The sequence below is a fragment of the Micromonospora sp. NPDC007220 genome (genome assembly GCF_040634035.1).
Lineage (GTDB): Bacteria > Actinomycetota > Actinomycetes > Mycobacteriales > Micromonosporaceae > Micromonospora > Micromonospora reichwaldensis.
This window is the reverse complement of record NZ_JBEYEU010000013.1, coordinates 153,666-174,575: the sequence shown is the minus strand read 5'-3', so window position 1 is coordinate 174,575 and position 20,910 is coordinate 153,666. Positions and strand designations below refer to the sequence as shown.

Genomic DNA, 20,910 nt, shown 5'->3' with positions numbered 1-20,910 from the left:
GCCTCGGTGTCACGGTCCTGGGCGCCGCTGCCTTCCACGTCGAGTGCGACGATCTCGGTGCCGTGCCACAGCCGGAAACCCATCGGCGCCAGTCTTCCGTAGCTTGCCTCAGTCGTCCTCATGCCGCGCCGCCTGCTCGAACGGTTCACGAACGACTGCCAGCGCCAGGAACTGCTCAGGGCCGAGGGTCGGTCCGTGGTAGGCGCGGGAGCCGACGGAGACCGCGGCTCCACCGCTGCCGAGAATGCCCCACACGTTGTAGCCGACAGGCATCGCTGGCCACGATTCCTTCTGCGCCTGGCGGCGCAGCGCGACGGTGAGGGCTCGTTCGCCGGTGGCGGTCAGGCTGACGGTCATCGCTCGCTGATGCGGGATCAGCTCCACCAGTCGCAGGCTCAGCAGCAGGTTGATCGTGTCGCGGACGGCTGTCTCTTTGACGCTGGCGTGCGTCGCCAGTGCGTTGCTCAGTGTGTGAACCGTTCAGTGCCTCCCGGGCTGTTGCACGAGGGTCTGATAGATCCGGCGCCGTGCCGAGGTTGGCCGCTTCAACGGGGTAGGCATCACAGCGCTCCGAACCGCGTGACGGAAGCCCGGCGTGACGCGGATGCTGTGCCGTACTCGGGTCCGCCCATTCCTCTCAGCTTCCGACGGAGCACGTCAGGACGTCGTTCGCGATCGCGAGAGTTCGGAGGATTGCCTCAGGCATCGAGCCGGCCCAGAGGCCGGCTGTTTTCATGAGTCGGCGGCGAGCGCGGTGAGGTGGGGTCGAGGTGGTTGTGCCACCAGATGCTCATGCCGGTCAGCGCGTCGCTGGCCCGCAGGGTTTCCCAGGCCCGCCAGGTAGGTGCCTGTGGTGCAAGCCCGTGGAGGCAGGCCTCGACTCGCCCAGCCGATGGAGAGCCGCCTGACTGGCAGGTTCCTGTAACCAGGTGGCAGCCCCGATGCTCGCCGTAAGGCTGACGGCGGATGCGGCCGTCCGCCATACCCTGACCCGGTGCTAGCTGCCGAGGCTCCGAAGATCACCGATTGGATGCAGGCATGGGGAAGCTTGGCCGGGCTGGTGATGTCGACCCTCGCCGTCATCGTCACCGGCCTGCTGCTTCGTCACGAAATCCGGGTCCGCCGGGAGGACAAGCGAGCCAGCGAAGCTGCGCAGGCCCGCTTGGTGATTCCCGTCCTGACCTTGGACGGTCCCTCGGAATATGAGGCCGTCAGGGTCTACGGCCCATCGAATCCGGCATCGGTAACGCTCACCAATCACAGCGCCGCGCCGATCTTCGACGTCCGCGTCGATGTCGTATGGGATAGAGCCCGCCGCTGGTCGGGCAGCCGCCGATACTCCATAGAAACGGTGACATCAGGCGGAATCCGGCGCTTCACCGTGGTCGAGAAAACGGTGGCGGTGGACTACGAGCTGCCGGCAGACGGGGCGAGCAGCGGGCAGGCAAGGATCCGGTTCACGGACGCGGCCGGACTGGCCTGGGAGAGGGTGGGCCTTCAACCCCCCGCTCGTTACACGCCGTCGGAGAGCCCCATGGGAAGGGCGTTCCGACTGCTTCCCTGGCTGGTCTTCGTGATCTACGTCGTTCTGCCTGCGATCGTCATCACCGCTCTCATCCTCATCGCCTGGCTCCTGCCGTAGCGCGGGCGTGGTTTCCCTCTGGGACTACCGGGCGTCGCGCCGACGACGCGCGCGCTCGAACTCCGCGACATCCGACATCCAGGGACCGTGCTGTTCGAGTGCGGTGCAGCCGCCGCGGACGAAGGCGCTCACCAGGTGCCGGTACCCGCCGATCCCGTCGACCAGGCTGTACTCGACCTGGTACTGCGGATCCGACCCGGCTTCCCCGTGTCGTACGGTCGTGATCCGGGCGATGGAGTCCGCATAGAAGTGCAGCTGGATCCCCTCGCCCAGCTCCTCGTCCTCGATGGTGAACACTTCGTTGTCCGCGGCAGAGCGATCGGCGACGAACTCCCAGAATTCGGCGGAGGCAGTGCGAGGGCCGTCCCGTCGCCACTTCCTCTCGCCGCCCTTGTCATCGGTGAACGACAGGGCCGTCTTTCTCGCACTCTCACCGAGGTCGGCGCGGTCGTCGGCAGCCTCATCGTCGTCTTCCGCCGGGGCGGTCCTGGAGCGGTCCGCAGCCTCCGAGCACATCAGAAAGCTCACCGTACGCACCGCGTCATCGACGAGTTCGGGGTACGCGTGGCGCACGGCCGCATCGACCGTCGCCGCCATCCGGTCCCAGTCGCGCTTGTCCGTGGCCCGCCTTCCCCGCCGCGGATCGAGGCCGATCCGCATCCCGGCGCATGCCTGCTCCGCGGTGGCGATCACACGCATGACCTGGGGGAGCAGTGCGGGGTCGACGGCATCGGGTATCCGCCTGGGAATCGTCGCGCCATGCAGATACTGGCCCGTGTACCGCAGAATCGCGGCGTCGAGTGGCCCGAGGACTGCTCCGCGCTCGGCGCGACGGCGGTCGGCGTGGTACTCCTGGGCACGTTTCTCGTTCGACCTCTCCGTCGCCGCGCGCATCGCCTCGCAGACGTGACCGCGCTCAAGTAGAGCGATGTCGGCGCCGTGGGCGACGAGCCGGCTCCTGTCCCACCGGATGCGTCGGAAGAGCGCGTCGACGTCCGCGGGCGAGGAGAGCAGGACCGGATCCAGGAGCGCGACGGCAGCGTCCTCGTCGAGCCGGCCACGGGTGCCGGCGGCGTCGCACAGCGGAAGGACCGCACTCCACAGGAGCAGGTGTCTGGCCAGGTCCTCCCGGATCACCGCGAGGTGGGCCTCCCCGATCGGGAACGTGAAGGTGCGGGGCTCATGGTTGGCGTCGGCCCCGGCGGCGAGCATCAGCTTCAGCTCGCCGTCCTCGCGGATCACGTTCGGGATCCAGCCGCTGCTACGCGTGAAAACGGCGTCTCTCACCGCTCAGGCCTGCCCGCAACGGCACCGGCTGGGCGTGGGCGCTCCGGGCCCCGCGGCGAGTGTCACGGCGATGGTGCGGCCCATTCCGCACCACCTGTTCACGACCACCGCGCAGTTTCGACGTCGAGGCGTGGGTCGGTGCGTACCCAGACCTCGCCCCCGGCGGCCCCGGCCGGGGCGTCGACTCGTTCGAGACCGAGGAATTCGATCAACTGGAGCAGTTCGGCTCGTTCGGCTCGGTCGTCGTCGACACCGTGCGAGTCGAAGAAGACGTAGTACTTGTCGCTCGGGTCGACAATGCCCGAATCTGCCCAGATCCGGGCGACTTCTTCGATCGCCGCTGCTTCCGTCGTGATCGTGGCGGCGCGGGCGGCACCGCGGGTCTCCGGTGACGCGTCGAGGTCCGAGAGGTTGGAGAACCACTGGCCGAAGCGGTCGAGGCCGGCATATCCGTTCTCGAAGAACAGCATCGCGCTCGGAAGGTAGCGGTTGGGCCGGTCGACCTGGAGGTGTTCCGATCGAGGTTGGTCCGCGTCCCTGGTCCGGGAGATCACCCCCAGCCGGGGCATGAGTACCAAACTCTGCCCCGCCGGCTCATCCCTGATGGTGTAGGTGTCAGACTCGCGACCCCGGAAGAACGCAGAGAACGCTACGTAGGCCTCCTGGGGGTCGCCCACCGAGACTTGTTGATCGTTGCCATCACCGACAGCGAAGACGAACTGCTTCGGTCCGGGTTTGTAGGGGCGGGCCATGCGTGTCCTCCGGTCACGTGTGACAGCTCCACCACCGTAGTGGATCAGTGCAGAACTGCCTGCGGCCCTGGTCACAGGCGTGCGGTGCGCGCTGGCCCCGCGCGAGCGACCAGCCGCCCGCAAGCCCTGAACGGGACCAGCCCTCAAGCGGACTGAGGAGGCGCGGTGGGGGTGGCGGCGGCGCCGGCCCCACTGTCACGTCCCGGGGAGCGGCGCCGGCGGGGCGAAACGTCGGCATTGGCGGTTGGTGAACGACTGCTATCCCGGGCGGCGGTCGGCCGCGATCATTGCCCGGAGATAGATGTGAGCCAATCTCACCTCCGGGTGGAACGCCCGGGCGCGGAGGGCGAGACGTCGGCACGGCAGCCGGGCGTACCGAAGGCCCGACTCCGCGTCCCCGGAGGAATTCATGCCCCGTCCCCCACTCCGCGCCAGGCTCGCGGCGTTCACCGCCGCCGTCCTGACCGCGAGCGTCCTGACCGTCACCCCGCCGTCACCGGCACTGGCCGCCGCCACGTTCGCCGCCAACGACTACTGCCTCGGCCAGTGCGCCGACATCCTGCCGCCCGGGCAGAACGGCAACGCCACGCTGGCCGCCATCCTGGCCCACCAGGCGCTCGGCACCCGCCCCGCGCACTCCAGCGACCAGCTCGACGAGTACGCGAACCTGGTCTACAACTACGCCGGGCTGACCGACGAGCAGATCGCCCACTTCTTCAACGACGCCTCCTTCGGCGTCCCCGCCGCGCAGGTCGAGAGCAGCATCTCGCCGCGCGCCGACGTCACCATCGTGCGGGACAAGGCCACCGGCGTCCCGCGCGTCACCGGCACCACCCGCGCCGGCACCATGTTCGGCGCCGGCTACGCTGGAGCCCAGGACCGGCTCTGGGTGATGGACCTGCTGCGGCACGTCGGCCGCGGCAAGGTCACCTCGTTCGCCGGCGGCGCCCCGGGCAACCGAGAGCTGGAGCAGAGCGTCTGGGCCAACTCGCCCTACACCGAGGCGGACCTCCAGGCCCAGGTAAACGCGCTGCGCACCAAGGGCGCCCGGGGCCAGCAGCTCTACACCGACGTGGTCGACTACATCGCCGGCATCAACGCCTACATCGACAAGTCGATCGCCGACGACAATTACCCCGGCGAGTACGTGCTCGCCGGCGCCGGCAAACCGAAGCACTTCACCATGACCGACCTGATCGCCACCGCCGGCGTGATCGGCGGCCTCTTCGGCGGGGGCGGCGGCAGCGAGATGCAGTCCGCGCTGGTCCGGGTGGCCGCCCGGGCCAAGTACGGCGCCACTGAGGGCGACCGGGTGTGGGCGGCGTTCCGGTCGCAGAACGACCCGGAGACCGTGCTCACCCTGCACGACGGGCAGAGCTTCCCGTACGGCGCGACGCCGTCCGGCGCGACCAGCGCGGTGCTCCCCGACGCCGGCACGGTGGTCGCCGAGCCGCTCGCCTACGACCAGACCGGCGGGGCCGCCGCGCGCACCGGCGCCAGCACCGCCACTGAGGGGCTGATCGGCGGCTTGGCCAACCTGCGCGCGCACGGCATGTCCAACGCGGTAGTGGTCTCCGGACGGCACACCACCACCGGTAACCCGGTTGCCGTGTTCGGCCCGCAGACCGGCTACTTCGCTCCGCAACTGCTGATGCTCCAGGAGTTGCAGGGGCCGGGCATCAGCGCGCGCGGCGCCGCGTTCGCCGGGTTGAACCTCTACGTGCTGCTCGGCCGCGGCCAGGACTACGCGTGGAGCGCCACCTCCGCCTCGCAGGACCTGACCGACACGTACGCGGTGCCGCTGTGCACCACCGACGGCAGCGCGCCGACGCTGCGCACCAACCGCTACCTCTACCACGGCCAGTGCCTGGCCATGGAGGCGCTGGAGCAGCGCAACTCCTGGTCGCCGACGCTGGCCGACTCCACCCCGGCCGGGTCCTACACGCTGCGCGCGCTGCGCACGAAGTACGGGCTGGTCGCCTACCGGGGGCTGGTGAACGGGCAGCCGACCGCGTTCACCAAGCTGCGCTCCACCTACCGGCACGAGGCCGACTCGGCGATCGGCTTCCAGGCCTTCAACGACCCGTCGGCGATGGGCAACGCGGCGGCGTTCCAGACGTCCGCCGCGAGCGTCGGATACGCGTTCAACTGGTTCTACGTCAACTCCACCGAGGCGGCGTACTTCAACTCCGGCTCGAACCCGGTTCGCCCGGCCACCGCCGACCCGAACCTGCCGGCGAAGGCCGAGCCGGCGTACGAGTGGGTCGGCTGGAACCCGGACACCAACGACGCCACCTACGCCCCGCTCTCGGCCCACCCGCAGTCGGTCAACCAGGACTACTACGTGAGCTGGAACAACAAGCAGGCGCGGGACTTCGGGGCGGCGGACGGCAACTTCAGCTTCGGCTCCGTACACCGGGGTCAGTTGCTCGACGGTCCGGTGCGCGCGGCGATCGCCCAGCGCAAGCTCGGCCGCGCCGACGTCGTCAAGATCATGGCGGACGCGGCGGTGACCGACCTGCGCGGCCAGCAGGTCCTCGGCGACCTGCTGCGGGTGCTCGACAGCGCGCCGGTCACCGACCCGGCGCTGGCCGACGCGATCGGCAAGCTGCGGGCCTGGCAGCAGGCCGGCGCCCGGCGGGTGGAGAGCACGCCCGGCTCGAAGGTCTACCAGCACGCCGACGCCATCCGGATCTTCGACGCGTGGTGGCCGCTGCTCGCCTCGGCGCAGTTCCGCCCCGGCCTCGGGCCGGACCTCTACGCCGCGCTGGTCGACGCCATCGAGGTCAACGAGGCGCCGTCGGGCGGCCAGAACGGCGGGCGTGACGGCGCCGCGAGCTGGGCGTTGCAGGGCCAGGCGCACAAGGGCTCGTCGTTCCAGTACGGCTGGTGGGGCTACGTCGACAAGGACGTGCGCACCGTGCTCGGCGACCCGGTGGCCGGCGGCCCCGGGCGGGCGTACTGCGGCGGCGGCAACCTGGCCGCGTGCCGGACGGCGCTGCTCGGCGCGCTCGGGCAGGCGGCGGCCGTGCCGGCCACCACCGTCTACCCGGGCGACAAGTCCTGCTCCGCCGGCGACCAGTGGTGCGCCGACTCGATCGCCCACTCCGGGCTCGGCGGCATCACCCACCCGGTGATCGCCTGGCAGAACCGCCCCACCTACCAGCAGGTCGTCTCGTTCCCGGCGCGCCGGGGCGACGACGTCACCAACCTGGCCCAGGGGCGCCCGGCCACCGCGTCGAGCACCCAGTTCCTGACCAGCCACACGCCGGACAAGGCCGTCGACGGCAGCCTGGGCAGCCGCTGGGCCAGCAGCTACAACGACAACCAGTGGCTGCGGGTCGACCTCGGGGCGGCCCGCACCGTCAGCCGGGCGGTGCTGCGCTGGGAGTCCGCGTACGGCACGTCGTACCGGATCGAGGTCTCCGGCGACGGCAGCTCCTGGACGCCGGTGTTCGCCACCACCGCCGGCAACGGCGGCGTCGACAACGCCACCTTCGCCCCGGTCACCGCCCGCTACGTGCGGGTGTACGGGGTCAAGCGGGCCACCTCGTACGGGTTCTCGCTCCACGAGTTCGAGGTCTACGGCCGGTGACGCCGACGGCCGGCCGGCGGGAGCCCTCCGCCGGCCGGCCACCGTCCGGGCAGGTCAACAGCCGCTCGTCGAACGGACGTGCGAGGATGCGGCCCTCGATCAGGTGCCGCAGTAGTCCCAGCAGCGACATCGTCGCGGGGAAGTCCGCGTTGGTCTTGTCGCGCTGCCCGGGCTTCGGTGGACGGACCGTATCGTCGGGTCATGGCGGAACTCGATGTGGTGATGCGCGGCCTGCTGCATGACCTCGGCGTCACCTTGCACCCACGGGGCTTTCACAGCTCCGGTGCGGTGTGGCGACTGATCAGGCCCGAGGGCGTCGCCGTCATTCACAAACAGCCGTCGGAGCGGTCACGGCCCGACGCAAGAATGTTCTACATCGATACCGCGGTAGCCCCCAAGGAGTGGTGGGACTGGCTGGCTTACCGGACCGGGCAGACCCAGCCGATGAACAAAGCGAGCGATATCTACAGCATCGGCCTCATGGAACGCCGCGTGCTGTGCCCGCACCCCGCCGACAGCGACCGCGAGCGCTGGCAGGTGACAGCCGACACCGATGTGGATCGGCTGCGCGCTGATCTCCTCACTGGCGTGACACGGGCAGCGGATCGACTGGTAGAACTTTTGCAGCCAGGCCGCTACCTGGCCGAGCTGAACGCATTGCCCGACAAGCGGATCGGCCATTGGCCACCACTGGTCATCCTGCTCTCCGGGCGAGGACCGTCACCGGAACTGGATGCTGCCTGCGCCAAGTTGCGCGCGGCCTTCGCCGAGCGGCCCCGGGCGGCCGGATACGTCGACGAACTCATCGGCTGGGCGCATGCCCGCGCGTCGCGCTGAGCGCTTGGCACAACTCCATGACGGCCGGTCCACAGCGGCTCGCAGTGCCGCCGGCCGAGGGTCCCGGCGCGGACCCCGGTCACCAGCGGCCCGGCGCTGACGGGGCTTTACGACGTCAGAGCGGGGCCGGGGTGGGACGGTCGGGCGGCGGATTGCCGGCGGCGGCCGAGTGACAGGAGCAGGCCGGCGGCGGCGAGGGCGGCTCCGGCGGCGGCGGTGTACGCGGGAAGTTGGGTGGGGATGCCCAGGTGGACGGTGATGCCGAGGATGCGGGACAGGCCCCAGGGCAGCAGCGCGAGCTGGTCGTTCCACACCGTCAGCGCGCGTTCCAGACCCACCACCGACACCAGGGCGGACAGCACGCCGAGGGGCACGCCCGCGGCGGTGAGGGTCAGCCCGACGGCGCTTCGGCGGCGCAGGCCGTACCGGTCCCGCAGGATCACGGCGGCGGCCACGAACAGCCAGCAGAACGCCGCGATCGCGACGGTGACGTACGCCGCGCGCAGACCCGGCGCGGTCCAGAAGGCGAACCAGTACCCGCCCGGTCCGCGCCCGGCGAGCGCGGCCAGCAGCAGCACGCTGCGCAGCAGCGCGACGCCGCCCACCACGGCCCACAGGTGGAACGGGTCCCGCCGGCCGACGACGAGGCGTACGACGAGGGCGAACAGCGCCCACCCACCGAGCGTGACCAGCAGGTGCGCCGGCGCGGCGAACCAGGTCAGCACGAGCCGGCTCGCCACCAGCACCACGGCCGGGACCAGCCACACCAGCACCCGGTCCGCCCGCGCCCCGGGCGTCGGCAGCGCGGCGACCCGCCACGGCCGGAGCGCGCCGAGCAGCAACCCGCGCGCGGCGGCTCCGCCGAACCCGCGCCCGCGCAGGCCGAGCAGCACCACGAGCAGGATCGACCCGAGCAACGCCCGGGCCGCCCAGGCCATCGCCGGGTCCCGGTCGGCGCGCCGCGCCCCGAGGTCGGCGGCGGTGAAGTTGTACGCGGGCAGGTCCAGGTCGGCGCCGTAGCGCTGCCGGTGCGCGTCGCGTGCGTCGTGGTACGCCGCCGCGGCCAGCCGCCAGTCGTGGCGGGCGGCGGGGGAGCCGGTGTCCAGCCACTGCGCGTGCCGCAGCACCATGGCCCGGTACGCGCCCAGCGTCTCGAACAGGTCGACCTGGTAGTCGAGCGTCGTGGTGAAGCGCCGGCGCAGTTCGGCGTCGCGCCAGGTCGCCGGGTCGGTCGCGGCGACCAGGTCGCGCATGCGCCGGGCCAGCGCGACGGCCTGCGTGCCCTCCTCGATTGCCTCGTCGACGCGGCCGCCGGTCACCGCGTAGATGCTGTCGAGCGCGGCGGAGTCGCCGGTCGGGATGTCCCACTCGAAGATCCACATCATGGGCGGCGGTTCCAGCCCGAGCGCCCGCACCGACCGGTCGGCGTACGGGCCGATGTAGAGGCCCTTGGTGACCGCCTGCCGGGACAGCGCCATGGCCTGCCCGATCGCGGCGACGGTGGCCGGGTCGCCGGAGAACGTGCGGTACGCCCAGTCCGCCGTGACCTGCGCCGGGTCGGCGTGCGGGTCCCAGGCCAGGCGGCCGACGGCGTACGTGTTGAGCTCGTAGAGCTGCCAGAAGCCGGCACGCAGGTGCAGCGACATGGGCCCGGCACGCAGCGGCCCGCCGTCCTGGGTCCAGTTCCAGACGCCCTCGACGTTCGGGTTGGCGGCGAGGAACGCGCGCAGCGCCTGGCGGTGCAGCGGGCCGAGGTCGTTGGGCAGCGAGCCGAACGCCTCGAACTCGCGCCGGGCCTGGAACTCCACGATGCGGCGGTGCCCGCCGCCGAGCAGGGTGGTGTTCAGCGGCAGGTGGCTGTAGAAGTCGCCCAGGGTGTACTTGGTGGACACGATCAGGTGCGGGTCGTCGAGCCCGCCGAGCACCCGCGCGTACGACTCCGGGTTGGTGTGCAGGTCGCCGACGGCGCCGACGCCCACCGTCCAGGTGCGGAAGATGATCTCCTTGCCGGCCGCGCCCGCGGTGTCCAGCAGCGCCCGCAGCATCGCGCGCACGGACGTCTCCGTGGTGACCGCGAGCCGTGACGAGTAGTCCCAGCCGGCCCCGGCGTACACCTCGCCGCCCTCGCCGACGCGGACCATCAGGCCGTCGACGAACGGCATGCTCTCGAACAGCTCGGCCAGACCGGCCTGGTAGACCGCCCACAGCCGAGGGTCGGCCACGTCGAGGCCGCCGACGGTCCGCGTCAGGTACGCCTCCAGCGGGGGCGACACCGCGAGCATGTCGGTCAGCAGGAAGACCCGTACGCCCATGTCCTCGGCGTACCGGAAGACGGGGCCGAACGCCGCGACCATCGCCCGCGCGCGGTCGACGTGCGGGTCGCCGGGCGGATAGACCGCGCGCCCGTCGCCGACCTTCGCGAACGTGACGTACTCCAGGAAGCCGGGCACGACGATTCCGTTGAATCCCTGCGCCACCGAGTGGTCGACGAACTGCCGGAACTGCGCGTCGATGCGGGCCACCGCGCCGGCGTCCACCCACGGCGCGTCAGGCAGCACCGCCGATGCGACCACGTCGGTGTTCAGGCCGTAGTCGTCGCCGGCGGCGAAGGCGGCCGGATCGGGCTCGCGCCCCACCGAGCCCGCGTCGGTCAGCCGCAGGCCGAGCCGGGGGACGACCACCCGACCCGCGTCCGCCGCGGGAAGCGCCTCGGCACCGGAGCGGATCCGGTCGGCCAGCCGGTACATCCCGGCTGCCACGCCCGCGACATCGCCGCCCTGGACGGCCAGCTCGGCGCCGTGCACGTCGAGCCGGTACGACTCGGGCGCCCCGCCGAGGGTGGCCAGCACGCGCGCCCGCAGCGTGGTCACCGCCGACAGGTCCGGGGCCGCGCCGGTCCCCGGCGCGGCCGGCGCGGACCTGGCCGGGCGCGGCGCGGCCGGGGCGAGCACCGGCCGGGGCAGGCCGCGGGAGACGACCGCGTCGGCCACGGCGGCCGCGGCCTTCCTGACGCGCGGCTCGTCGGGCACGACGAGGGACGCCAACGGCGGGACCGGTGCGGGCGTCCGCGCCGGGGCGGCGACGGCGTCCTCGCGCGGCACGGCGGCGGGGGAGTGGCTCAGCCCCAGCGTGTCGCCGACCCCCCAGGCCGTGGCCGCGCCGAGCGCCAGCAGGACCGCCGCGGCGACGAGCAGCGAGTACGGCCTGCGGGCCCGAGCAACGTGAGCCATGCTCGGATGGTAGTGGCCCACCGGCCCCGTCCTCGACGTACGGAAAGCGCTCCCTCAGTGGCCAGCGATCGCTGCGGCCCGGTGCCGCGCTGACCTCGCGTGGCAGTTCCGTATCGGCAGCCTCGATCGCCGGTGTGTCGACCAACCCGGCGTGCGCCGGAAGGCACTGGACGAAGCGCCGCCAACCGTTCACACGCCGACGCCGGTGGCGAGCTGAAGCGGTGCTTTGATCCACGCATCAGTAGCCGAACCGTCCCACTTCACCAGGCGAAGTACGTCAGGCAGGTGACGTCCTTCGCCTGGTGCCGTCAGCCGATCGCCCGGCTGCTCGGACCGGGTCTGGCCGTGATGGTCGTCCTGCTTAGCGCACGTCGCAGCGCCCACAACACCGTGACCGGGTAGGGGCACACCCCAGCGGGCTTCACCGCTCAGGCACCGTACCCCCGCTCCGCCAAGAAGATCGCACCGCCGCGACAACATCCGCTCCTGCCGCGGACGCGCGGTGCAGGGCGCCGTGGCCGCCCGGGATGTGCTTACCTTCTGACATGCCGCATCCCATCATGTTCGACGAGGCAGATCCGCTCCTGGACCGGCTGCGGACGCTCGCCCTGGCCTTTCCCGACGCGGCCGAGAAGATCTCCCACGGGCGTCCCGCCTTCTACACCACCAAGGTCTTCGCCTACTACGGGGGATCGGTGAAGGTCGACGGCGTTCATCAACAGCACGAACAGTCGGTGATCGTGCTGGTTGACCCCGACGAGCGCGCGGCGCTGCTGGCGGAAGACCGTTGCTTCGTGCCGGCCTACCTGGGTGTCTCTGGGTGGGTCGGGGTGGACCTGACCGATGAGACCGGCTGGGATGAGGTCGGCGAGCTACTCGACGCCAGCTACCGACGTACGGCCGGGGCACGCAGGATCGCGCTGCTCGACTCCCGGCGGCCCTGAGCACCCCGCAGCTGCTCATTTGCCCTCTGTGGTGGTTTCGACGCGGGCGATCAGCACCTTCAGGCGGCCGATCTCCTCGGCGAGGGCGGTCTTGCCTTCGGGGGTGAGGGTGATCCAGGTGCGGCCACGCTTGCCCTCGTAGCCCTTCTCGATGTCGATCAGACCGGCCGTCTCCAACACGGTGAGGTGCTTGGAAAGGTTGCCGGCGGTCAGGTCGAGCTGGGTGCGCAGGTAGCCGAACTCGACGCGCCGTGCCTCGTGCGCGATGGCGAGGATGCCCAGCCGCACCCGCTGGTGCACGACCTCGTTGAGGCCGGTGACCGGGTGGTCGGACGGGTCCGGGGTGTCGGCCTCGGCAGTCACCGCTGCCTCCGGCGGGCCTGTGCAAAGCCGATCCCGCCCGCCAGGAGCACGGTGCCGGTGATGAGCTGGGGTGACGTCATCGACAGCCGGAGCTGGGTGTCCGCCCCCGACATGAACGACGGGATCACCCAATCGGGCAGTCCCATGCCCTCGGTCGTCGGCAGCACCAGCAGCACCAGCGCCAGGTAGCCCAGGGTGAACAGCAGCAGCGCGACGTTGCGTTCCAGGCGGGCCAGCACCAGCAGCGCAAGCCCGATCAGACCCCACGGTGCGATCAGCCGGTCCAGCACGATCCACCAGAACGGCATCGGGCCGCCCCCGAAAGGCGGGTGGCTCGGGAAATAGGCGGCCGCCGCCGTGTACGCGGCCGTGAGGACGACGGCCGTCGCGGCACCGGTGATCGCGTACGGCAGCACGCGGGCACCCAGCCCTCGCGCCCGGGCGGCCCGCACGTAGCTGACGGCGATCGCCGTGTAGGCGAGCAGCAGCGCGGCCGGCCAGTAGTAGAGCATGCCCCGGCGCGCGAACGAGCAGCCATCGCCGTCGCACTGCACCTTCATGAAGAGCCAGTCGAACACGACGGCCACGAAGGTCACCGCGGCCAGCACCAGCAGCGCGACCCAGGTCAGGCGCTGGTCGCGGCGCACGCGGCCGGCCAGGTCGCGCACGTCGGAGAGGAGGCGGTGAGGGTCATCGCCGGCGGACAACGAGTCAGTGGTCATAGCAATAGGTTTCCACAGCAAACCCGTTTGCACCAGTCCCTTGCTTGGCGACGGACAAAACTCGGCGCGATCACCCACCGCGATCGGTCACCGTCGCAGAGCCGTGTCTCTCAATTCGGGCGTACGGGGCATCGTGGTGGACGTGGCGGTGAGAGCCTGGGCGCCACGACAGACCTCGGCGCCCGCTCGTGCCGACCGGCACGAAGCTGCTCGGGCTGGTCAGGCACGCGGCCTTGGTGACCGTCGGATCGGCCTGTGGCATCGAGCCTGGGCGCGCGCGGACGCGACGATCGAGGCGCTTCCGGTCGACGCGCCCGGCTCGGTGCGGTGGTGGCGCCACACGCCGGTGACGCTGCACCACATCCTCATGCACGTGTTCGCCGAGCCGAACCGGCGAACCGGAACACTCAGCCCACGCAGATACCGCAGACCGGTCGTCCGCTGGCCCGACCGTCGCAGCCCCGCGAAGACCCTTGCCGCGAAGTCCTTCGACCGCGCCCGCACCACGGCGAGTTCCCGCTCATCCAAGCGCCGCAGCCAGACATCGCCACGATGTCCGTACAGGCGGTACGCCCGAAGGCCTGACCAGGCGCTACTGGAAGGTGTCGGGGGTGCGGATGCGGTCGCGGATCCAGGCACCGGCCGGCTTGAGGCGGCTGGTGCCGCCGAACTGGCCACTGCCACAGGTGCCGGTGGTGAAGACCGCGCCGGAACGGAAGTCGTCGGAGAAGTTCCAGTTGGTCCAGCTGATCTTCTTGCTGGCCATCAGGTCGAGGTAGCGCTGGGCCATGGCGAAGTCGTTCGGGCCGTCACCGGAGTAGTCCTGGGTGCCGAACTCGGTGACGAACAGCGGCAGCCGGTCGGCGGCCCGGGCGAAGGTGTCGTAGTACGCGTTGCCGTGCGAGGCGGCGTAGAAGTGGAAGACGTACATCAGGTTGCCGCCGGCGACCGGGTTCGCCGCGATCGTGTCCACCCCGCCGCCGCTGCCGGAGACGCCGAGAGAGGACCAGTCGGGGGTGCCGACCAGCACCACGGCCTCCGGGTCTCGGCTGCGGATGACCGGAATGACCTGGTCGGCGTAGCTCTTGATAGCGCTCCACGACACGCCGTTGGGCTCGTTGGCGATCTCGTAGAGCACGTTGACCTTGTCCTTGTGCCGGTCGGCGATCTCGGCGAAGAAGGTGCGCGCCCGGGTCAGGTTGTGGTTCGGGTCGCCGGGGCTGAGCATGTGCCAGTCGACGACGGCGTACATGCCCCGGGCGGTGGCCAGCTCGATGTACTGGTGCACCAGGTCGGTGAAGCGGCGCGGGTCGGTCTCGTACCCGCCCTCCTGGATGTACATCGAGATGCGCAGCACGTCGGCGTTCCACTCCCTGGCGAGCACGTCCAGGGAGGTCGGGGTGGCGCAGTTCGCGTACCACTGGAGGCCGTGCGTGCTCATGCCGCGCAACTGGATCGCCCGGCCGTCGCGGTTGCAGAGTTGGCGACCGCAGACCCGGAGCTGGCCGTTGGCCGCGACCGGCGAGACGCCGGTAGGCGGCGGGGTCGTGGGCGGGGGAGTGGTGGGCGGCGGGGTGGTGGGCGGCGGGGTGGTGGGTGGCGGGGTGGACGGTGGCGGGGTGGTGGGCGGCGTCGTGCCGCCGGTGCAGGGCTGGCCGTTGAGCGTGCAGCCGGTCGGGGTGCCGGTGCCGGTGGCGACGAAGCCGAAGGTCACGGAAGCGCCCGGGGCGACCGTGCCGTTCCAGGACCGGTTGGTGAAGGTGTGGCGCTGGCCGCTGCTGGTCAGCAGCGCGTCCCAGTACGTTCCGACGGTGGTGCCGGCGGGCAGGTCGAACTCCAGCCGCCACGAGGTGATCGTGCTGCTTCCGGAGTTCGTGATCCGGTAGCTGCCCTCCCAGCCGGAGCCCCAGTCGTTCACCTTGGTGAAGCTCGCGGTCGGTGCCGCTGCCGCGCCGGCGGTGCCGGTCAGGGTCAGTGGTGCCAGCGCCACCGCCGCCAGCAGGCCGACGGCCAGGATCGTTCTGCCGCGAAGTCGCACGGGGCACCTCCGGTGGTCGGGGAGGGAATCTAGTGCCATCGAACTATAAAGATACTTAAGTATTAGTGCAACGAGATCCAGCCCCGGTTGGGTCGCCGGTCCCGGCCACGCCGCCCGTACCCGTAGTTGCTCTCCCCGACCTCACTGCGCGACATCGGCCGATGGTGCGGTGCCGTCGGTCCGCGGCGGCGCGGACCGACGGCATCGCTCGTCCACCAGTGGCGGTCAGCCCGGCAGGGCCACCTGTGCCGGGGTCGACCGGTGGGTGGTGGTGCCGTCGCCGAGCTGCCCGAACGAGTTGTCGCCCCAGCACCACAGGCTGCCGTCGGCGCGCATCGTGCAGGCGTGGTAGGACGCGGCGAGGCTGTCCGTCCAGGTGGTGGCGGCACCGACCCGGGTCGGGGTCGACCGGTGGGTGGTGGTGCCGTCGCCGAGCTGCCCGGACGCGTTGTTGCCCCAGCACCACAGGCTGCCGTCGGTGCGCGTCGCGCACGACGAGTCGATGCTCGTCTCGACCCTTGCCCAGGTGGTGCCGGTGCCGACCTGCAGTGGGGTGGTCTGGAAGCCGAGGCCCCCGCCCACCTGGCCGTACCCGTTCTCGCCCCAGCACCACAGCGTCCCGTCGGCGCGGACCGCGCAGGTGTGCACGTACCCGGCCGTCACGCCGGTCCACGTGGTCGCGGTGCCCACCTGCGTCGGCGTCGCCCGGTAGTCCCGGATGCCGAGACCGAGCTGCCCGTCCGAACTGCTGCCCCAGCACCACAGGGTCCCGTCGGTGCGGGTGGCGCAGGTGTGCGCGTACCCGGTCGTGACGCTCGCCCAGGTGGTCGCCGTGCCGACCTGCACCGGGGCGGTCGCCTGATAGGGGGTCACGCCGGTGCCGAGCTGCCCGTGGCGGTTCTGGCCCCAGCACCACAGGGTGCCGGTGGTCTGGACGGCGCAGGTGTGGTTGGTGGCGGTGCTGACGCTGGCCCAGGTGGTGCCGTCGCCGATCCGTACGGGGCTGCTCCGTTTCGTGGTCGTCCCGTCGCCGAGCTGCCCGTTGTTGTTGCTGCCCCAGCACCACAGCGTTCCCTCCGTGCGTACCGCACAGGTGGTGCTGATGCTGGCGTCGATGCGCGCCCAGGTGGTGGCGTCGCCGATCCGGACCGGAGTGGTTCGGTCCGTGCTGGTCCCGTCGCCGAGTTGGCCGTAGAAGTTGTTGCCCCAGCACCAGAGTGCGCCGTCGGTGCGGATCACGCAGGTGTGCAGATTGCCCGCGGCGACCCGGGACACCGGCCCGGCGGCGACCGAGGCGTTCGGCGTGCCCCGGTCGGCAGAGCTGACGCCCGCCGTGGCTGCGCCCGCCGTGACTCCGATGGCCAGCGCGGTGATCCCGACAGCGGCCGCTGCCGCGACGGCGGCTCGGGCTGCCCGCCTCCACCGCGTCCGTAGCCGCCCCACCCGATTCTCGTTCATGATCTGCTCTCCCTGGACATCGTCGGTTCCGTACGGTGGAGGCGGCGTTGCCCCGACAGGTCGCCAGCGACCTTCACATCGATGAAACTCTACATTGATATACGTCAGTCAACTCGCTCGGGCTTCGCCGACCGGCCGCTTCCTGGCGGCCCGGCGCCCTGGTGGGGTGGCGGCCGAGGACGTCGCGTGGGTGCCGGAGTCGGACGAGCGGATCATCGGTCCCCCCTGGCTGCCTGACGTCGGGTCGGCAACCGCGAGCCGGCCAAGCTGGCGGGAGCAGGTCGTCCCACCATCTGCTCGGTGTTCGACGGCGCCCGCCAGGCCGACCTCCGGACCACTGCGTCGACGACGCAGTCCCGATGACCTAGCGGGATGCCTCCGACCGCGCGGCGCGGCGGATGTCGAGCAGGTGGTGTTCGCCCTCGTGGATGGTGTGTCGGCCGAGCCACAACAGCGTGCGGGCCTGCGGTCGCGGCCACGGGTAGACCCCGGTGCGGGCGAGTTCCGCAGGACCGAGCACGCCGAACCGGGCGGCCAGGTCGTCGGCGGCCGCGCCCAGCGCCGCCAGCACGGTCGCGGGATCCTGCTCGTTGTACGCCGCCGCCACGGCGCGCTCGTCGCGTCCCATCGGGGCGAATTCCGGCTCCTCGACGCGCAGCGCCAGCGCGAGGCGTTCGGCCTGCACGCCGAGCACGTCGCGGACGTGGCAGGCGTACTCCAGCGGCGACCACACCCCCTCGGCCGGTCGCCGGCGCACCTGCCGCACCTCGGCGAGGGCGGCTGAGTATCGCCCGCCGAGCGCGCGCAGGAACGGCGGCAGTTCGTCGGCGGAGACGCCGGCATAGTCGAAGCCGCACTCGTCGCACCGGTCCACAGGCCGAGGCTAGCGGCGTTGCCGTCCGCCGTCACGCCCCCACGGGCGCCACGCGGCGGTCGGGTAGGGGCCCGCCCGGAAACGTGGCGCCAGCGCCGCCGGCAGCCGCCACAGTCCGGGCTCACCCGGTCGGGCGGTCGGTCCGGCGGTCCGCCCGGGACGGCGGGGAGGGCACGGTACGGCCGGCGCGGTACGGCCCACTGCACAGGTCCCTCGGCGTACCCGCGATCCGGCGCTGCCCGGCCCGTCCACCCGGTTCTGCACCACCGCCCAGGCCACCTGCGAGCCGGCCGGCGCGTTCGGCAGCGACCAGCTCTACGGCGACGCCGGCAACGACGGCGTCTGGGGTCAGGACGGCGACGACGCCATCCGAGGCGACGACGGCGACGACGACCTCTTTTGAGCACCAGGTGGCCCATGGGCTCGGCGGGGGATGGCTGGTCGTTGGGCAAGATCGCCATCTCGCTCTGGCGCCAACCCGTGCCACTTGGTCATGACCGGCATCATGTTTCAGGTACCAGCCGCCCGACAGATCCAACACTCTGCGTCACCGTCTTGTGACCCCTTGCGTTGCCCTTGGTTGATCGTTAGGTTCGTTGACAACCATCGATCAACTGGAGGATGGATGTCAGGGAACGGGCTTCGATCGGCGCGGTTGGCCGCCCTTGTGGCGGCCTCGATGCTGGTTGCCACGGGGGGATTCGCATCAGCGGCGGCGGCCGATGTGGGGCCATTGGATCACTGCACGTCGGTCGATGGCGGGGAGCTGGTCTACGACGACCTCACCAAGTACAACAACTCGTTGTCGCACGCGGTGAATCAGTGGAACTCGCTGAACCCGATCAACGTCAAAGCTGATACGGCTTCGACCTACGCGGACGTCGACGTGTCCGACTACACCTCTTCGAGCGACAGTCGGGCGGGCTGGTTCGACTGCAGCACGGGCGCGGACGACATCAAACTGAACACGCACCACATGGACGGCTACAACGAGTCGCAGAAGCATGCCGTCATGACCCACGAGTTCGGGCATTCCCTCAAGCTCGGCCACGGGCCGGAGATCGCGGTGATGGACTCGTGCCCGGCCTGTTACAACCCGAACATGAGCAACAACCTGCAGTCGTGGGACATCAGCTCGTATCACAGCGTATGGGGGTACTGATCATGAACCGCCGCCTTGTTCGACCGCTGGTCGCAGGCGCCGCCGCTGTCGCGGTGGCCTCTGGCGGGTGGTTGGCCTATGACTCGCTGCGCGCGGGTGAAACGCACTCGGTGCACGCGTCCTACGCGTTCGACGTGAAGGATGAGACGAAGGTGGCGGGGTTCGCCGACTACGTCGTCGTCGCGACGGTGGACCGTATCGCCGAGGTGCAGGAGCGCGATGGCACGCCCTACACCGTCTTCGAGGTGACCGTGGACAAGACCCTCAAGGGCGATCCGGTCAAGACGCTGCGGGTGGTCCAGCTGGGTGGAACCCTCGGTAAGGACACCTGGCGGGTGGAGGGTGAGCCCCTGCTGCGGCCCGGCACGACCTACGTGCTGGCGGCGAAGACGGAGCAGGGGCGTGGGACGCACCAGCTGGTGGGCGGGGCGGACTTCCCGGCCGTTGACCGGGCCGCAGCCCGTGCCGGGGGGTCGGCCCCGGTGGCCGAGTGGGAGACCAGCGTCGACCGCCAGCGGTGGCCCGACGAACTCCCCAAGAGTTCCTGACCGCCGTCCTTCGGCCGGACCCATTTGGCCTGCCGCCCCGGTCCCGGAGCGGCAGGCCAAATGCTGTCCTGGCGAGGAGTTCTCCGGCAAGCGGTGCGCCGGGTGTTCGCTTCGTAGAACCAGGAGGCGTTCATGGCGGGCCACGTCGAGGCGTTCCGGGTGCTGGGCGGGGTGCCGAACCGGCACATCCGCTACGACGGTGGGGGGCGTTCCCAACTGTCGAAGATCGGTTGTTGACAATGCTGTCCCACGAGTGTGAGAGGCGTTTGAACCTCGTTACTTGCGGCGTACGCCTCGGTTTATTGAGGTCTCGTTTCCATGCTCGGCGGCGTCGGTCCCCGGGACGGCGGAAATTCCTCGGGGGACTGTGCTCAGATGGGCAGAAGTCGAAACTGCTGGGTCAACCAGTCGCCGCACTCGTCGACGAGTAGGCGGTCGAGACACTTCCCGTCTGCTGGCTGGGGGCGGGGAGTGTCCGTCGTGCCGCTCCGGGTGGAGAGCCCACCACACGCTTGAACGCTCGGGCGAACGCGGCCTCGGAGCGGTAGCCGAAGCGGTTGGCGAGTTCGGCCACGGTGGCGCCCTCGTCGCGTAGCGCCGTCGCGGCCAGGTGCATCCGCCAGCGGGTCACGTAGCTCATCGCGGGTTCGCCGACCAGTTCGGTGAAGCGTGCGGCGAAGGCTGAGCGCGACATCGGGATCTGGTCGGCGAGCGAGGCGACGGTCCAGTTCCGGCCGGGTTCACGGTGGATGAGGGAGATCGCGCGGCCGATCAGTGGGTCTCGCAGGGCCCCGAGCCAGCCGGACCGGGCGGCCGGGTCGTTCTCCAGCCACGCGCGTAGCGCCTGCACGACGAGCACGTCGGAGAGGCGGGTGATAACCGTCTCGCCGCCGGGGCGCAGCCCGTCGGCCTCGACCGCCATCAGTCGCAGGGTGGACTGGATCCAGTCGAGCCGGGCGGGGTCCGTCGCCGGGTCGAGGACGAGGATCTGTGGCAGCAGGGCCAGCAGTCTTCCTGCCGCCGGGTGGTCGGAGCGTACGGCTCCGCAGACCATGTCGATGCGCTCGCCGCCGCCGCCGTGGCGGAGGATCTCGTAGCGCTCGCCGAGCTGTTCGCGCTCCAGCTCGAAGATGCTCGGTGTCGGCGCGTCGGGTTCGCTGCGCAGCCGGTGGCCCTGGCCGTGCGGGACGAGGGCCAGTTCGCTCCCGGTGAGGCGGCGCGGCTGTGCCCCTGGCGCGTCGAGCCAGCAGCTCCCACGCGTGATGACGTGGAACCAGAGGTGGTCCTTGAGTGGCGGAAGCTCGAGCCCGAACGGGGCGGTGAACTCCGAACGGCAGTAGAACGCACCCCGCAGCTCGAGGAAGTGCAGCGCCTCGCCGAGCGGGTCGGCGGCCGAGGGCCAGGGGGCACGTTCGTCGGGCATGCCGCAAGTGTGCCAGGAGCAACGCACCGACGATC

At 71.0% G+C, this 20,910-nt stretch carries 17 protein-coding genes and 1 pseudogene; 7 read left to right on the top strand and 11 right to left on the bottom strand.

Translation table 11 applies throughout. From position 1 onward, the window contains the following. Nucleotides 1–108 precede the first annotated feature (108 nt). Both ABZ573_RS22125 and ABZ573_RS22120 read right to left on the bottom strand, forming a co-directional pair. On the bottom strand, nt 109–384 hold the full coding sequence (locus tag ABZ573_RS22125; protein WP_358120532.1) for a hypothetical protein: 276 nt from the start codon (nt 382–384) through the stop codon (nt 109–111). Between the two features lie 314 nt (nt 385–698). Next, entirely contained in the window at nt 699–983 is a 285-nt protein-coding gene (locus ABZ573_RS22120) for a DUF4913 domain-containing protein (protein ID WP_358120529.1), read from the bottom strand. Nucleotides 984–994: 11 nt separating this feature from the next. On the opposite strand from ABZ573_RS22120, the gene ABZ573_RS22115 reads away from it, so the two are divergent. After that, entirely contained in the window at nt 995–1,642 is a 648-nt protein-coding gene (locus ABZ573_RS22115) for a hypothetical protein (protein ID WP_358120526.1), read from the top strand. A 24-nt stretch (nt 1,643–1,666) separates the two neighbouring features. Here ABZ573_RS22115 and ABZ573_RS22110 read toward each other — a convergent pair whose 3' ends face one another. Together ABZ573_RS22110 and ABZ573_RS22105 are read right to left on the bottom strand one after the other, a co-directional pair. Then, nucleotides 1,667–2,929: a DUF6357 family protein gene (locus tag ABZ573_RS22110; RefSeq protein WP_358120523.1), complete on the bottom strand. Its 1,263-nt coding sequence runs from the start codon at nt 2,927–2,929 to the stop codon at nt 1,667–1,669. A gap of 98 nt (nt 2,930–3,027) precedes the next feature. Beyond that, a complete protein-coding gene (locus ABZ573_RS22105; RefSeq protein WP_358120520.1) occupies nt 3,028–3,681 on the bottom strand; it encodes a hypothetical protein in 654 nt (217 codons plus the stop codon). A gap of 409 nt (nt 3,682–4,090) precedes the next feature. Here ABZ573_RS22105 and ABZ573_RS22100 point away from each other — a divergent pair, with 409 nt between their 5' ends. Together ABZ573_RS22100 and ABZ573_RS22095 are read left to right on the top strand one after the other, a co-directional pair. After that, on the top strand, nt 4,091–7,276 hold the full coding sequence (locus ABZ573_RS22100; protein ID WP_358120517.1) for a penicillin acylase family protein: 3,186 nt from the start codon (nt 4,091–4,093) through the stop codon (nt 7,274–7,276). A 201-nt stretch (nt 7,277–7,477) separates the two neighbouring features. Next, the gene (locus ABZ573_RS22095; protein WP_358120514.1) at nt 7,478–8,113 is read left to right on the top strand and encodes a DUF4304 domain-containing protein; all 636 of its coding nucleotides are present in this window, start codon (nt 7,478–7,480) and stop codon (nt 8,111–8,113) included. Nucleotides 8,114–8,220: 107 nt separating this feature from the next. On the opposite strand, the gene ABZ573_RS22090 is transcribed toward ABZ573_RS22095, so the two are convergent. Continuing rightward, nucleotides 8,221–11,343: a hypothetical protein gene (locus ABZ573_RS22090; protein ID WP_358120511.1), complete on the bottom strand. Its 3,123-nt coding sequence runs from the start codon at nt 11,341–11,343 to the stop codon at nt 8,221–8,223. Between the two features lie 545 nt (nt 11,344–11,888). On the opposite strand from ABZ573_RS22090, the gene ABZ573_RS22085 reads away from it, so the two are divergent. After that, on the top strand, nt 11,889–12,287 hold the full coding sequence (locus ABZ573_RS22085; protein ID WP_151453009.1) for an MmcQ/YjbR family DNA-binding protein: 399 nt from the start codon (nt 11,889–11,891) through the stop codon (nt 12,285–12,287). Between the two features lie 15 nt (nt 12,288–12,302). On the opposite strand, the gene ABZ573_RS22080 is transcribed toward ABZ573_RS22085, so the two are convergent. Together ABZ573_RS22080 and ABZ573_RS22075 are read right to left on the bottom strand one after the other, a co-directional pair. Beyond that, nucleotides 12,303–12,650 carry a transcriptional regulator gene (locus ABZ573_RS22080; protein ID WP_151453008.1) on the bottom strand — a complete coding sequence of 116 codons (348 nt, stop codon included), beginning with the start codon at nt 12,648–12,650 and terminating at the stop codon, nt 12,303–12,305. Next, a complete protein-coding gene (locus ABZ573_RS22075; protein ID WP_151453007.1) occupies nt 12,647–13,372 on the bottom strand; it encodes a hypothetical protein in 726 nt (241 codons plus the stop codon). The genes ABZ573_RS22080 and ABZ573_RS22075 overlap by 4 nt, the downstream gene beginning before the upstream one ends. On the opposite strand from ABZ573_RS22075, the pseudogene ABZ573_RS22070 reads away from it, so the two are divergent. Next, nucleotides 13,365–13,715 (top strand): annotated as a pseudogene (locus ABZ573_RS22070) (hypothetical protein); the annotation flags it as partial. The gene ABZ573_RS22075 and the pseudogene ABZ573_RS22070 overlap by 8 nt on opposite strands. Before the next feature lie 249 nt (nt 13,716–13,964). Here the strand turns inward: ABZ573_RS22070 and ABZ573_RS22065 are convergent. The 3 genes from ABZ573_RS22065 to ABZ573_RS22055 all read right to left on the bottom strand — a co-directional run bounded on the left by ABZ573_RS22065 (nt 13,965) and on the right by ABZ573_RS22055 (nt 17,742). Beyond that, entirely contained in the window at nt 13,965–15,389 is a 1,425-nt protein-coding gene (locus ABZ573_RS22065; RefSeq protein ID WP_358120538.1) for a cellulase family glycosylhydrolase, read from the bottom strand. Nucleotides 15,390–15,635: 246 nt separating this feature from the next. Beyond that, nucleotides 15,636–16,868, bottom strand: coding sequence for a hypothetical protein (locus tag ABZ573_RS22060; protein ID WP_358120506.1), 1,233 nt, complete (start codon nt 16,866–16,868; stop codon nt 15,636–15,638). A gap of 364 nt (nt 16,869–17,232) precedes the next feature. Continuing rightward, nucleotides 17,233–17,742 (bottom strand): DinB family protein, encoded by a 510-nt coding sequence (locus ABZ573_RS22055; RefSeq protein ID WP_358120503.1) that lies wholly within the window; start codon nt 17,740–17,742, stop codon nt 17,233–17,235. A gap of 655 nt (nt 17,743–18,397) precedes the next feature. Between ABZ573_RS22055 and ABZ573_RS22050 the strand changes: the two genes are divergently transcribed. Together ABZ573_RS22050 and ABZ573_RS22045 are read left to right on the top strand one after the other, a co-directional pair. After that, the gene (locus ABZ573_RS22050) at nt 18,398–18,904 is read left to right on the top strand and encodes a hypothetical protein (protein WP_358120500.1); all 507 of its coding nucleotides are present in this window, start codon (nt 18,398–18,400) and stop codon (nt 18,902–18,904) included. After that, complete coding sequence (locus tag ABZ573_RS22045; RefSeq protein ID WP_151455288.1) at nt 18,892–19,452, top strand: hypothetical protein; 561 nt, start codon at nt 18,892–18,894, stop codon at nt 19,450–19,452. Before ABZ573_RS22050 ends, ABZ573_RS22045 begins: the two co-directional genes overlap by 13 nt. Before the next feature lie 400 nt (nt 19,453–19,852). On the opposite strand, the gene ABZ573_RS22040 is transcribed toward ABZ573_RS22045, so the two are convergent. Next, nucleotides 19,853–20,875, bottom strand: a complete 1,023-nt coding sequence (locus ABZ573_RS22040) for an AraC family transcriptional regulator (RefSeq protein WP_151455289.1) — start codon at nt 20,873–20,875, stop codon at nt 19,853–19,855. Between the last annotated feature and the right edge of the window lie 35 nt (nt 20,876–20,910).